General features: G+C 65.4%; 11 protein-coding genes. 3 read left to right on the plus strand and 8 right to left on the minus strand.

Annotation, left to right across the window (positions count from 1 at the left end):
- Positions 1 to 23: 23 nt before the first annotated feature.
- On the plus strand, positions 24 to 845 hold the full coding sequence (locus ACYVKM_RS05330; protein WP_460876358.1) for a DUF481 domain-containing protein: 822 nt from the start codon (positions 24 to 26) through the stop codon (positions 843 to 845).
- A gap of 97 nt (positions 846 to 942) precedes the next feature.
- Here ACYVKM_RS05330 and hemC read toward each other — a convergent pair whose 3' ends face one another.
- On the minus strand, positions 943 to 1860 hold the full coding sequence (gene hemC / locus ACYVKM_RS05335; protein WP_460876359.1) for a hydroxymethylbilane synthase: 918 nt from the start codon (positions 1858 to 1860) through the stop codon (positions 943 to 945).
- Between the two features lie 143 nt (positions 1861 to 2003).
- On the opposite strand from hemC, the gene ACYVKM_RS05340 reads away from it, so the two are divergent.
- On the plus strand, positions 2004 to 2759 hold the full coding sequence (locus ACYVKM_RS05340; RefSeq protein WP_460876361.1) for a Bax inhibitor-1/YccA family protein: 756 nt from the start codon (positions 2004 to 2006) through the stop codon (positions 2757 to 2759).
- Between the two features lie 48 nt (positions 2760 to 2807).
- Here the strand turns inward: ACYVKM_RS05340 and tkt are convergent, their stop codons facing one another.
- Genes tkt through zwf form a run of 6 tightly spaced genes read right to left on the minus strand, consistent with a single transcriptional unit; the run spans position 2808 to position 11465 of the window.
- Positions 2808 to 4856 carry a transketolase gene (tkt, locus tag ACYVKM_RS05345; RefSeq protein ID WP_460876363.1) on the minus strand — a complete coding sequence of 683 codons (2049 nt, stop codon included), beginning with the start codon at positions 4854 to 4856 and terminating at the stop codon, positions 2808 to 2810.
- Between the two features lie 40 nt (positions 4857 to 4896).
- Entirely contained in the window at positions 4897 to 6543 is a 1647-nt protein-coding gene (gene pgm, locus ACYVKM_RS05350) for a phosphoglucomutase (alpha-D-glucose-1,6-bisphosphate-dependent) (protein WP_460876365.1), read from the minus strand.
- On the minus strand, positions 6540 to 8207 hold the full coding sequence (pgi, locus tag ACYVKM_RS05355) for a glucose-6-phosphate isomerase (RefSeq protein WP_460876367.1): 1668 nt from the start codon (positions 8205 to 8207) through the stop codon (positions 6540 to 6542). The genes pgm and pgi overlap by 4 nt, the downstream gene beginning before the upstream one ends.
- A complete protein-coding gene (gene tal / locus ACYVKM_RS05360; protein WP_460876369.1) occupies positions 8204 to 9316 on the minus strand; it encodes a transaldolase in 1113 nt (370 codons plus the stop codon). Before tal ends, pgi begins: the two co-directional genes overlap by 4 nt.
- 35 nt (positions 9317 to 9351) lie before the next feature.
- Positions 9352 to 10065: an HAD family hydrolase gene (locus ACYVKM_RS05365; protein ID WP_460876371.1), complete on the minus strand. Its 714-nt coding sequence runs from the start codon at positions 10063 to 10065 to the stop codon at positions 9352 to 9354.
- On the minus strand, positions 10059 to 11465 hold the full coding sequence (gene zwf / locus ACYVKM_RS05370) for a glucose-6-phosphate dehydrogenase (RefSeq protein ID WP_460876373.1): 1407 nt from the start codon (positions 11463 to 11465) through the stop codon (positions 10059 to 10061). Before zwf ends, ACYVKM_RS05365 begins: the two co-directional genes overlap by 7 nt.
- Before the next feature lie 355 nt (positions 11466 to 11820).
- Between zwf and ACYVKM_RS05375 the strand changes: the two genes are divergently transcribed.
- Entirely contained in the window at positions 11821 to 13266 is a 1446-nt protein-coding gene (locus tag ACYVKM_RS05375; RefSeq protein ID WP_460876374.1) for an alkaline phosphatase family protein, read from the plus strand.
- 95 nt (positions 13267 to 13361) lie between these two features.
- On the opposite strand, the gene ACYVKM_RS05380 is transcribed toward ACYVKM_RS05375, so the two are convergent.
- On the minus strand, positions 13362 to 13724 hold the full coding sequence (locus ACYVKM_RS05380; protein ID WP_460876375.1) for a VOC family protein: 363 nt from the start codon (positions 13722 to 13724) through the stop codon (positions 13362 to 13364).
- Positions 13725 to 13731 lie beyond the last annotated feature (7 nt).

Raw genomic sequence — 13731 nt, forward strand, 5'->3', positions numbered from 1 at the left:
AATTAACAAACGGACTGCATTCCATGAAAAAGACCCTGATCGCCGGCCTGCTGCTGGCCGCCCTCGCGAGCTTTGCCGTGCAGGCCCAGGACACGACGACCACCGATGCCAGCGCGGCCAGCAACAATGGTGGCTGGACCGGTTCGGGCGAATTCGGTTTCGCCTCTGCCACCGGCAACACGCGTTCGCAGAACATCGACGCCAAGCTGGGCTTGAGCCAGGAAAACGACCAGTGGAAGAACAACTTCTTCCTCGACGCGCTGCGCGCCAAGAGCCAGCTGAAAGTGGTCGATGCTGCCGGCAACTCCGTCAATGAATACAACACCACGGCGAACCGCTATGACGGCGGCGCCTCGGTCGGCTACAAGTTCGACCAGCGCAGCTACATCGTCGGTGCCGCCCGTTATGAGCACGACGAATTCGGCGCCAACCTGTGGCAGGGCGTGATCTCGCTCGGCTACGGCTATATCGCCCTGAAGGACGAGCGCAACGAGCTGTCGTTCGAAATCGGCCCCGGTTACAAGGAATACCGCCCGGCCAACGTCGACGTGGTGATCGGTGGCGTCCTGGTGCCGCAGCAGCAGCCGACCCAGAACGAAGTGGTCGCCCGTGGGCTGGTCAACTACAAGCTCAAGATTTCTTCCAACACCTCGTTCGAAGACACGTTCCTGATGGAAGCGGGCTCGAAGAACACCTACCTGCAGAATGATGCCGGTCTCGCGGTCAGCATGACCAAGAAGATGGCACTGAAGGTCGGTTTCCAGGTACGTCACAACAGCGACGTGCTGCCCGGCATCAAGAAGATGGACACGCTGGCCACCACCAACCTGGTTTACAAGTTCTAAATCGATTCCGATCGGGGCTGGCTGCACATCGACGGCTCTTCCGTGTACGCGGGAGGGCCGTTTTCGTTGCAGTATCCCGATCGGCGATCGGGCTGGGTCAGCGCCCGAGCAGTTCGCCCGCACCTTGTGCCAGCAGGGCCGCAGCGACCTGCCGACCCAGCGCAATGGCCTGATCACCGGGACTGCTGGCATCGGCATGCAGCAGCCGGCCGCTCGCCGCATCGCCGACCATGCCGCGCAGATGCAGGCCGTGTTCGCCCAGCACGCACCACGCGCCGACCGGCACCGTGCAGCTGCCGCCGAGGGCCTGGTTCATCGCCCGCTCGGCATCGATGGTGAGCCGGGTGTCGGCATCATCCAGTGCGGCCAGCAGGTCCAGTACGGCAGTCTGGGCGGCACGTGCCTCGATCGCGATGGCCGCCTGGCCGGGGGCCGGCAGCCAGCCCGGTGCGGCCAGTCGCGAACGGATGCGCGCGGACAGACCCAGCCGCTCCAGTCCGGCGCAGGCCAGCACGATCGCGTCGTAATCGCCGGCATCGAGCTTGCCCAGCCGGGTACCGACGTTGCCGCGCAGGTCGAGCAGCACCAGATCCGGCCGCAACGCGCGCAACTGCGCCTGCCGCCGCAGCGACGAGGTGCCGACGCGCGCACCGTGCGGCAGCGCCGCGAGATCCGCGTGGTGGTTGCTGACAAACGCATCGGCCGCGTCGGCCCGTGGCAGGATTGCCGGCAGCACGAAACCCGGTTCGAGCTGGGCCGGCACATCCTTCAGCGAGTGCACGGCCAGATCGGCGCGACCCTCCAGCATGGCGACCTCGAGTTCCTTCAGGAACAACCCCTTGCCGCCGATCGTCGCCAGCGGCTGGTCGAGGATCTCGTCGCCGCGCGTGGTCATCGGCACCAGCTCCACCTTCAGTCCCGGATGCGCCGCGCGCAGCAAGGCGGCGACATGCTCGGCCTGCCACAGCGCGAGCGCGCTCTTGCGGGTGGCGATACGCAGGGTGGAGGGATTCATCGGAACTCCGCGACATTCGGCAGGGTCGTATTGTCGCGTAGTTTGCGCGTACCAGCGCAGCGGCAGGCGCGGCGTATCCGCACACGGCTGTCAAGCCGATGACGGGGCGGCTACGATGGCGGGCATCTCACGGGAGACAATCCATGCAAAGCGGCAACCCGGCACTCAACAAGAACACCTTCCTCGACGCGGCCAGCGGCGCGGTCGTCTCGCGCGGCGACGAGGCGATGACGCTCAACGGCACGGTCAACAAGACCGGCCTGCTGCTGATCCTGGTGCTGATCGGTGCGATGGTCAGCTGGAGCCAGTTCAGCGGTCCGGCCAGCATGCCGGCGATGTTGCCGCTGGTGCTTGGCGGTGCGATCGGCGGTTTGATCCTGGCCCTGATCACCTCGTTCAAGAAGACCTGGGCACCGGTTACCGCGCCACTCTATGCACTCGTGGAGGGCGTCTTCATCGGTGCGCTGTCGGCGATCTTCGAGATGCGCTATCCGGGCATCGTGATCCAGGCGGTGGGGCTCACCTTCGGCACCATGGCGGCGCTGCTGCTGGCCTATCGCAGCGGGCTGATCCGCGCCACCGAGAAGTTCAAGCTCGGCGTCGTTGCCGCCACCGGCGGCGTGATGCTGCTGTACCTGGCCAACTTCGCGATGGGCTTCTTCGGCCATTCGATGGGCTTCATCAGCGGCCACAGCGGCATCGGCATCGCCTTCAGCGCGGTGGTGGTGGTGATCGCGGCGCTGAACCTGATCCTCGACTTCGACATGATCGAATCCGGGATCAATGCCGGTGCGCCGAAGTACATGGAGTGGTACGGCGCGTTCGCGCTGGTGGTGACCCTGGTCTGGCTGTACCTGGAATTGCTGCGCCTGCTGTCGAAGCTGCAGTCGCGCAACTGAGCATGCCATTGCCGCCGAAGCTGTGTCGACAGCTTCGGCGGCAATGAATCACCGCGCCAGCAGCGCCTTCGCCCGTGCTACTACGTTGTCCACCGTGAAGCCGTACTCGCGCAGCAGCACGCCGGCCGGGGCGGAGGCGCCGAAGCGCTCGATGCCGAGCATGTCGCCCTTGGCGCCGACGTAGCGATCCCAGCCTTGCGATACGCCTAACTCCACCGCGAGTCGTGCCGGCACATGGGGTGGCAGCACCTGATCGCGGTAGCTCTGCGGCTGCGCGTCGAACAGCTCCCAGCTCGGCATCGACACGCAGCGCACGGCGATGCCATCGGCCTGCAACTGGTCGGCGGCGGCGAGGATCAGGGCGACTTCGGAACCGCTGGCGATCAGGATCAGTGACGGTTTGCCGTCCTTCGCGTCGCTCAGCACATACGCACCCTGGCGCACGCCGTCGGCACTGGCGTAGCGCGTGCGGTCCAGCGTGGGGAGATCCTGCCGGGTCAGCGCCAGCAGCACCGGGTGCTTCTCCGATTGCGCCGCCACCTTCCACGCCATCGCGGTTTCATTCGCGTCGGCGGGGCGGATCACGGTGAGGTTGGGGATCGCGCGCAGGCTGGCCAGCTGTTCCACCGGCTGGTGGGTGGGGCCGTCCTCGCCCAGCGCGATGCTGTCGTGGGTGAACACATGCACCACATGCACGCCCATCAGTGCGGCAAGGCGGATGGCCGGACGCATGTAGTCGGAGAAGATCAGGAAGGTCGAGCCGTATGGCAGGAAGCCGCCGTGCACGGCCAGACCATTGGTGATCGCGCCCATGGCGTGCTCGCGCACGCCGAAATGCAGGTTGCGGCCGGCATAGCTCCAGCCGGCGCTGTCGGAACCCTGAGTGTCCTGTCCCGGCGAAGCGGCCGGGTTGAAGTCGCCGAGTCCCTTCAGATTGGTATGCGTCGACGAATCGAGATCGGCGGAACCGCCAAACAGTGCGGGCAGCTTCGGCGCGAGCGCATTCATCACCTTGCCGCTGGCGACGCGGGTGGCGAGACCCTTGGCATCGGCGGGGAACACCGGAATATCCGCATCCCAGCCAGCCGGCAGTTCACCGCGCAGGCGGCCTTGCAGTTCTTTGGCAAGCTCGGGGAACGCCTTGGCATAGGCGTCCAGACGTCCATTCCATTCGGACTCCGCCTTGGCGCCCTGATCGAGCGCCTCACGGAAATGCGCCAGCGCCGGTTCCGGCACCAGGAAGTCGGGTTCGAGTGGCCAGCCGAGGTTCTGCTTGGTCTTCTTCGTATCCTCGACACCGAGCGGTGAGCCGTGTGCCTTGAAGCTGTCCTGCTCGGGCGAACCGAAACCGATATGCGTGCGCACCAGGATCAGCGACGGTCGCGCGGTGTCGGCGCGGGCGGCGTCCAGCGCGGCGCTGATCGTGTCCACGTCGTTGCCGTCGGCTACATGGATGATCTGCCAGCCGTAAGCCTCGAAGCGCTTCGCGCGATCCTCGGAGAACGTGATGTCGGTACCGGCGGCGAGGGTGACGTAGTTGTCGTCGTACAGGCAGACCAGCTTGCCGAGTTTCAGATGCCCGGCCAGTGACGCAGCTTCGCTGGCGACACCTTCCATCAGGTCGCCATCGCTGACGATCGCCCACGTACGGTGGTCGATCACGTCATGGCCGTCGCGGTTGTAGCGCGCGGCCAGATGCGCCTCGCCGATCGCCATGCCGACCGCATTCGCCAGACCCTGGCCGAGCGGCCCGGTGGTCACCTCGACGCCGGGCGTATGGCCGTATTCGGGATGTCCCGGTGCCTTGCTGCCCCACTGGCGGAACTGCTTGAGGTCATCCAGCGTCAGCGCATAACCGGTCACATGCAGCAGGCTGTACAGCAATGCCGAGCCGTGGCCGGCAGACAGCACGAAACGGTCGCGGTCGGGCCAGTGCGGATTGGCCGGGTGATGCTTCAGCTGCTTCGTCCACAGCGTGTACGCCATCGGCGCGGCGCCGAGCGGCAGGCCGGGATGGCCGCTGTTGGCCTTCTGCACCATGTCCACCGACAGGAAGCGAAGCGTGTTGATGCATTGCTGGTCGAGTGCGCTGGACATGGTGGTGCCTTCAATAATGTGGAGTGGATGAACGCGTGACTCAGGCGAGCGCGGCGTCGACGATGCTCTGGGCTTCCTTCAACAGGCTCTGCAGGTGATCTTCGCTCTTGAAGCTTTCCGCGTAGATCTTGTAGATCGCCTCGGTGCCGGACGGCCGTGCGGCGAACCAGCCGCTGGCGGCGACGACCTTGATGCCGCCGATCGCCGCGCCGTTGCCGGGCGCCTTGTCGAGCACCTGCTCGATCTTCTCGCCGGCGAGCTGATCGCTTTTCAATTGCGCGGGCGACAGTTTCGCCAGCGTTGCCTGCTGCGCCGGGGTGGCGGCCGCGTCGACACGGTCGGCGAACGGTTGGCCGAGATCCCGGGTCAGCTGCACATACAGCTGGCCCGGATCCTTGCCTTCGCGCGCGGTGATCTCGGCCGACAGCAAGGCCGGTACCAGGCCGTCCTTGTCGGTCGTCCACACCGAGCCGTCGTGGCGCAGCAGCGAGGCGCCGGCGCTTTCCTCGCAGCCGAAGCCGAGCGAACCGTCGAACAGGCCATCGGAAAACCACTTGAAGCCGACCGGCACTTCATACAGCTTGCGACCGAGCCGCTTCACCACGCGATCGATCAGTGCCGTGCTGACCACGGTCTTGCCGACGGCGGCGTTCGCGTTCCATTGCGGCCGATGCCTGTACAGGTAGTCGACCAGCACGGACAGGTAGTGGTTCGGCACCATCAGGCCGCTGCTGCGGGTGACGATGCCGTGGCGGTCATGGTCGGTGTCGCAGGCGAAGGCGACGTCGTATTTGTCCTTCAGCCCGATCAGCCGCTGCATCGCATACGACGAGGACGGGTCCATGCGGATCCTGCCGTCCCAGTCCACCGTCATGAACGCGAACTGCGGGTCGACCACCTCGCTGACCACGGTGAGGTCGAGCTTGTAGCGCTCGGCGATCGGCGCCCAGTAGTGCACGCCGGCGCCACCGAGCGGATCGACGCCCATGTGCACGCCGGCGCTGCGTATCACGTCGAAGTCGATGATGTTGGCGAGGTCGGTGACGTAGTGGTTGAGATAGTCGTGCTCGTGTGTCGTCGCCGCCTTGCGCGCCTGCGCGAACGGCATCCGTTTCACTTCCTTCAGGCCGCCTTCGAGCAGCGCATTGGCACGGTTCTGCACCCAGCCGGTGATGTCGGTATCGGCCGGGCCGCCGTTGGCCGGGTTGTACTTGAAGCCGCCGTTGTCCGGCGGATTGTGCGAGGGCGTGATCACGATGCCGTCGGCGAGGCCCGTCGTGCGGCCTTTGTTGTAGACCAGGATCGCGTGCGAGATCGCCGGCGTCGGGGTGAACTCGCCGCCGGTGGCAATCATCGTCTCGACACCGTTGGCGGCCAGCACTTCCAGCGCGCTCTCGAACGCCGGTTGCGACAGCGCGTGGGTATCGAAGCCGATGAACAGCGGGCCGTCGATGCCCTTGCTCTTGCGGTATTCGCAGATCGCCTGGCTGATCGCCAGGATGTGCCATTCGTTGAAGCTGCGCTCGAACGAGCTGCCGCGATGGCCGGAGGTGCCGAAGGCGACGCGCTGCGCGGGCACCGACGGATCCGGTTTCAGGTTGCTGTAGGCCTCCAGCAGTTTCGGGATGTCGACCAGGATCGATGACGGTGCCGGCTTGCCGGCGAGTGGGCTGATCTGTTGGCTCATGGGTTTTCCGGTGGCTTGCTGTCGCGCAACTGGCGATAGCGGCGTATCAAGGTGTTGGTCGAACTGTCATGCGCGAGTTTCGGTTCGTCCTTCGCGGTCAGTTCGGCGATGGTGGTCTTCGCCAGCTGCTTGCCCAGCTCCACGCCCCACTGGTCGAACGAGTCGATATCCCAGATCACGCCCTGCACGAACACGCTGTGCTCGTACAGCGCGATCAGCGTGCCCAGTACATGCGGCGTCAGTTTCGCCGCGAAGATGGTATTGCTGGGCCGGTTGCCCTCGAACGTGCGGTGCGGCACCAGCGCCTCGGGTGTGCCTTCGGCGCGCACTTCTTCCGCCGTCTTGCCGAACGCCAGCGCCTCGCCCTGCGCGATCAGGTTCGCCATCAGCAGGTCGTGCTGGTCGCCGCCGCCCTGGGCCGGCAGCGGGTTCAGCGTCTGGCCGAAGCCGATGAAATCGCACGGCACGATGCGCGTGCCCTGATGGATCAGCTGGTAGAACGAATGCTGGCCGTTGGTGCCCGGCTCGCCCCAGTAGATCGGGCCGGTGGCGTAGTCGACGTGGGCTCCATCAAGCGTCACGTGCTTGCCGTTGCTCTCCATCGTCAGCTGCTGCAGGTAGGCCGGGAAGCGCTTCAGGTATTGCTCGTACGGCAGTACCGCGACGGTGGCGGCATCAAGGAAATTGTTGTTCCAGATCCCGAGCAGGCCCATCAGCGCCGGCAGGTTGCGCTCCAGCGGCGTATGGCGGAAATGCTCGTCCATCGCGTGGAAGCCGGCCAGCATCTCGCGGAAGCCGTCCTCGCCGATCGCCAGCATGGTCGACAGGCCGATCGAGGAATCCATCGAATAGCGGCCGCCGACCCAGTCCCAGAAACCGAACATGTTGGCGGTGTCGATGCCGAACTTCGCCACGCCCTCGTCGTTGGTGGAGACGGCGACGAAGTGCTTGGCAATGGCGCTCTCGTCGCCACCGAGCGACTTGAGGCACCAGGCACGCGCCGCATGCGCATTGGTCAGCGTCTCCAGCGTGGTGAAGGTTTTCGAGCAGATGATGAACAGCGTCTCGGCCGCGTCCAGGCCGCGTACGGCCTCGGCGAAATCCGTGCCGTCCACGTTCGAGACGAAGCGGAACGTCATGTCGCGCCGGCTGTAGTCGCGCAGCGCCTCGTACGCCATCACCGGGCCCAGGTCGGAGCCGCCGATGCCGATGCTGATCACGTTGCGGATGCGCTTGCCGGTGTGGCCCAGCCACGCGCCGCTGCGCACCCGCTCCGAAAACGCCGCCATGCGGTCCAGCACTTCATGCACGTCGGGTACCACGTCGTGGCCGTCGACCAGGATCTTCTCGCCCGCCGGCGCACGCAAGGCCACATGCAGCACCGCGCGGTTCTCGGTCGTGTTGATCTTGTCGCCGCGGAACATCGCCTCGATCCGCTGCGGCAGCGCGCAGGCCACGGCCAGTTCGCGCAGCAGGCGCAGCGTGTCGGTGTCGACACGCTGCTTGGAATAGTCGAGATACAGGCCGACGTCCTCGACGCGCAGCCGTTCGCCGCGTTTCGGGTCGGCGGCGAACAGTTCGCGCAGATGCTTGCGACCGATGGTGGTGAAGTGCTGCTGCAGCGCCTTCCACTGCGGCAAGGTCGTGAGTCGCGGTTGGCTCATGGCAGGGCGGGTCCCTTGGATTTGTCTTTCAGCGTGCTGGCCTTGTCGGCGATCCGCTGCAGCAGCTGCTTCCAAGATTTGACGAAGGCCGCCGCGCCATCGAGCTGCAGCTTGAGCGCCAGCGCGTCGATATCCACACCGGCCTTGCCGGCCTGCGCCAGCACGGCATCCGCATCACCACCGTCGGTGGCCATCACGCCGTGCAACTGGCCGTGATCGGCGAATGCGAGCAGGGTTTTCTCCGGCATCGTGTCGATCGTGTCGGGCGCGGCAAAGGCGCTGATGTACAGCGTGTCGGAGGCGTTCGGATCCTTGGTGCCGGTGCTGGCCCACAACAGGCGCTGCGGCTGCGCGCCGGCAGCTTCAAGTTTCTGCCAGCGAGGCGAGGCGAGCAGTTCGCGATAGGCGCGATAGGTCTGCTGGCCCACGGCGATGCCGAGCTTGTTGTGCAGTTCGTCTGGCAGCTGCGGGTTGCTGGCCACGTCCCAGCGGCTGATGAACAGCGAGGCAACCGAGCCCACGCGCGAACCGAGCCCGGCTGCGATGCGCCGTTCGATGCCGCGCATATAGGCCTCGGCGACGGCCACGTACTGCGCGCACGAAAACAGCAGGGTCACGTTGATCGGGATGCCGAGGAAGATCGCTTCCTCGATCGCAGGAATGCCCTCCGGCGTGCCGGGAATCTTCACGAACAGGTTGTCGCGCTGCGCCTGCGCATGAATCTGCTTCGCCGCCTCGATCGAGCCGGCGGTGTCGGCGGCCAGCAGCGGCGAGACTTCCATCGAGACCCAGCCATCGACGCCGTCGGTGGCGTCGAAGATCGGCCGGAACAGGTCGGCCGCGCGGCGCAGATCCTCCAGCGCCAGCTCGGTGAACAGCGTCTCGCCGGACAGGCCGGCCAGCGTCTTGGCGTGGACGCCGGCGTCGTAGGCATCGCCGTCACCGATCGCGGCATCGAAGATGCTGGGATTCGAGGTCAGTCCGGTGACCGAGAGATCCGCGATGTAGCGTGCCAGCGTGCCGTCGTCGAGCAGGGTGCGGGTGATGTTGTCCAGCCACAGGCTCTGGCCAAGATCGTGCAATTCACGGGTTGGACGGGTCGCTTTCATGCTTGCTCCATGACTCGGGTTCAATACGGATTGTTTCAACCGGCCGGCAGGCTGATCGCCGGGGTGCTCGGCAGGAAGTCTTCAAGCTTACGCCGGCGCAGATCGCCGATGCACGCGATCGTGATGTCCGGTGCCGGTTGCAGGTCGGCCGGTGCCGCCGCCGCGTAATGGCCCTGGCGCACGAACACCGTGGTCAGCCGATGACCCAGGCGCTGCTTCATCTCGGCAAGGATCTGTGGTTTGTCGTCGACCATCACGTAATGCGCGGCCGGATAGCGCTGCTGCATCGCCACCAGCATCTGCTGCTTGTGCAGGTAGATCAGCACCTCGCCGCGGAACGCATCCCACAGCCCGGCGTGCTGGATCTTGCGCGGCTGGAACACCACGTCGCCATCGGACAGGATCGCCGTCGGGCCGATCGTGCGCAGGTGCGCCACGGTGTCCAGCGCGTGCGGGTACAGCCGCTCGGCGAACGGATACTCCAGCAGGTACGCCGACATCTGCAGCAGCGCCGGATCGTTGTCCAGCCCGGCACGGAAGCGCTGCAGCGCACCGAGATAATCCGCATAGCCGAGCTCGTCGCGCAGCTGCGCGTAGATCGCCCAGTAGCGGTCGCGCTCGGTGGCACCGAACGCCTGATCGAGTTTTTCGCCGAGATCGGTGGCGAAGCGGTCGTTGTCGAGCAGGGTGTTGTCGACATCGAGCAGGAAGACGATGGCGGCGACGCCGCTGGCGTTGTCGCTCAGCATGGTTCGCTCGCTTCGGCGACGGGATCGTGCCAGCCCTCGCTGCCGCTGACGATCTTCGCGGCCTCGGTCGGGCCCCAGCTGCCCGGTTCGTAGAAGCTCACCGGGCCCTCGTGCTGCAGCACCCGGTCGACCACGGCCCACGCCGCCTCGACGCATTCATCACTGGTGAACAGCGCATTGTCGCCGCGGATCGCGTCGGCGAGCAGCCGCTCATACGGCGGCTTCTCCGCCGCGGCGTGATGATGCGCGACCAGTTCCACCGGCTCGCCCTGCATCGCCTCGCCCGGCTTTTTCACCCGCATGCCTTCGGCAATGATCACCTCGGGACTGAGCCGGAAGCGGAAGTAGTTCGACTGCGGCGGCGTGATCTCGTCGAACACCGACAGCGGCGGCGTCTTCATGTCCACCATCACCTCGGTGGTGGTGATCGGCAGGTTCTTGCCGCTGCGGATATAGAACGGCACGCCGGCCCAGCGCCAGGTGTCGATGTGCAGGCACAGCGCGACGAAGGTCTCCACGTTGGAATCCGGCGCCACGCCCTCAACCTTGCGGTAGCCGTTGAACTGGCCGCGCACCACTTCCTTCGGATCGAGCGGGCGCATCGCGCGGAACAACCGCAGCTTTTCCGTGTTGAGTGAAACAGGGTCGTTGCCGATCGGCGCATCCATCGCCAGCAGCGAGGTCACCTGCAACAGGTGATTCTGCAGCACGTCGCGGATCGCGCCGACACCTTCGTAGAAACTGCCGCGGCCATCCACGCCGAACTGCTCGGCCATGGTGATCTGCACGCTGTCGACATAGCGGTTGTTCCACACCGGTTCCAGCACGGTGTTGGCGAAGCGGAAGTACAGCAGGTTCTGCACCGGCTCCTTGCCCAGGTAATGGTCGATGCGGAAGATCGCCGATTCGGGGAACACCTCGTGCAGCGTGCGGTTGAGTGCCTGCGCCGATGCCAGATCGCGCCCGAAAGGTTTTTCCACCACCACCCGCGCGTTGTCGGCACAACCGGCCTGCTTGAGGTTCTTCACCACCACGCCGAACAGGTTCGGCGGTATCGCCAGGTAATGCAGCGGCGTGCTGGCGTTGCCCAGCACCTGTTTCAACCGGGTGAACGTGGCCGCATCGTTGTAGTCGCCATCGACGTACTGCAGGCGTGCAGCGAACTTCGCGAACGCGGCCTCGTCGACCTTGCCGCCCTGGTTCTTCGCCGCCTGCGCCAGGCTGTCGTGCGCGCGCTGGCGCAGTTGCTCCACGCTCCAGCCGGAATGGGCCACGCCGATGATCGGCAGGTCCAGCCCGTCGCGCAGCATCATCGCCTGCAGCGCGGGGAAGATCTGCTTGTAGGCCAGGTCGCCGGTGGCGCCGAAAAAGACCAGTGCATCCGAGCGGGGTGTCGGCATAGCGGTTGTTCTCTCCTTGGGGCTGGCGGTGCGCCGTCAATGCAACGGCGCGCGAGGCTCATGCTGTCCGGCGCTGTGCGGTTCCATCAGCATGCCGGACAGCGGGTTTATCTTCCAGACTGCACGGGGCGAGGTTAAGTCGATGCATAAGTCACGCGTGCCGGGCTTGACCGATGGCCGCAGGAACCTGCGTCAGCGGCAACGAGCAAGGCGGTGGATATGTCCGCTGATGCAGGCGTGAACTTGCATGGTGTGTACGAGTCACACAATCGACATGCCCGGCTGCTGCAATGACGCGTGCCAGGCCGCGTGACTTGGCCTGGCGCCTGGATCCTCAATCCGAGGGTAGTGCGCGATGATCAAGAACCATGCAAACCAGCTCTCGGCGATCAACCACATCGTGGTGTTGATGCTGGAGAACCGTTCGTTCGACCACATGCTGGGGTTTCTGTATGCGGATTCGGACAATGTGTCTCCGGCTGGACAAGCGTTCGAGGGCCTGACCGGCAAGGAATCCAATCCCGGTGCCACCGGCGCGCCCGATACGGTCTTCAGGATCGCGCCAGGGCAGGCCAATACGTATTACCAGCCTGGTGCCGATCCAGGCGAGGGCTACGCGGCGACCAACGCGCAATTGTTCGGCAACGCCACGGCACCGACGCCGCCGACGGCGACCAATCAGGGCTTCGTCAGCAACTACGCGGCGACCCTGGCGTGGGAGTCCAAGAGCAAGGGCGGCGTGCTGGCCGGCACGGTGGCCGCCGACATCATGGGCATGCACACGCCACAGACCCTGCCGGTGCTGTCCGCGCTGGCGCGCGGTTTCGCCGTTTGCGATCACTGGTTCTGTTCCGCCCCGACCGAAACCTTGCCCAACCGCGCTTTTGTCCATGCGGGCACCTCGCAAGGGCATATGGATGACAAGACCAAGGCATTCACCGTGCCGTCCATCTACGGCGTGCTGGGCAAGCAGGGCGTGTCCTGGGCCATCTACGGCTACAACGCCGAGCCGCTCACGCGCCTGGACTTTGCCGATTTGACGAATGCGCCCGACGGCCAGTTCGGAAAGTTCGCGGATTTCCAGGCCGCCGCGGCGAACGGCACGTTGGCGTCGTATACCTTTCTCGAGCCAAGCTGGGGTTCCAGCGGCAACAGCCAGCATCCGAACTATGACGTGGCGCTGGGCGAACAGCTCATCCACGACGTGTACTACGCGCTGCGCAATGGCCCGGCGTGGGGTCAGACGCTGCTGATCGTCACCTATGACGAGCATGGCGGCTGCTACGACCATGTGCCGCCGCCGACCAATGCGGTGCCCCCGGATGCCACGCCAGGCGAGTTCGGATTCGATTTCAGGCGTTTCGGGCCGCGCGTGCCGACGGTGTTGATCTCGCCATGGATTCCCGCCGGCACGGTGCTGCGCGCCACAGGTGCCACGCCGTTCGATCACACCTCGATCCTCAGGACGATCGAACTGCGCTGGGGCGTGCCCGCGATGACCGCACGCGATGCCGCAGCACCCGATGTCGCCGATGTATTGAGCCTGTCCACAGCGCGGACCGACGACCCGCTGACGGGCGTGGTGGTGCCGGCATCCACGGGCATCAACCCGGCAGCCGGCCTGCCCTCGCACCTGCAGAAAGTCTATGCCGCGCTGGCGGCGCAATTGCCGGTGAAGGACGCGCAAGGCCGTCACGTCCTTCACGCGCTTCCGTCATTGCATACCGAGGCCGATTACGACCGTTACATCGAGCAGCGCGTGGCCGAGTGGAAGGCGAGCCGCGGTGCGGCAGCGTCGTAGTGCGGTCGCGTTGGCGTACCGCGGTCTGTCGTGGCAGCCTGACGCCCGAATCGAACCGCAATGCAGCCGTCCGCCTGGATGAGTAGACAGGTGTCTCAGCCCCCGGCCGGCCATTCGCGGAAGACGACGCATACGGTGGTCTTGTCCAGCATGGCGAATTCCCTGGCGCCCCATGGCTTGAGCGAGACGGTCTTCGCGTTGGGATGCAACAGGTGTGCCGAGCGCGCCGACATCTCCTTGAATACTTCGTCGATGTTGTCCGTCTCGATCGCAAGTTCCGGGCGATCCATGGCAGCACATGCAGCGTCCTGGACGATGTAAGCCTTGGCACCGTCACGCGCGATGACTGCCAGATTTGCATCTTGATGGTGGATCTCGAATCCCAGGCCATCCACGAAAAACGCCAACCCGTCTTGCAGGCAGCCATAGAAAATCTTGGGAACAAGGTTCTTGAACATCGGGATG

It is taken from the genome of Rhodanobacter koreensis (assembly GCF_054782855.1).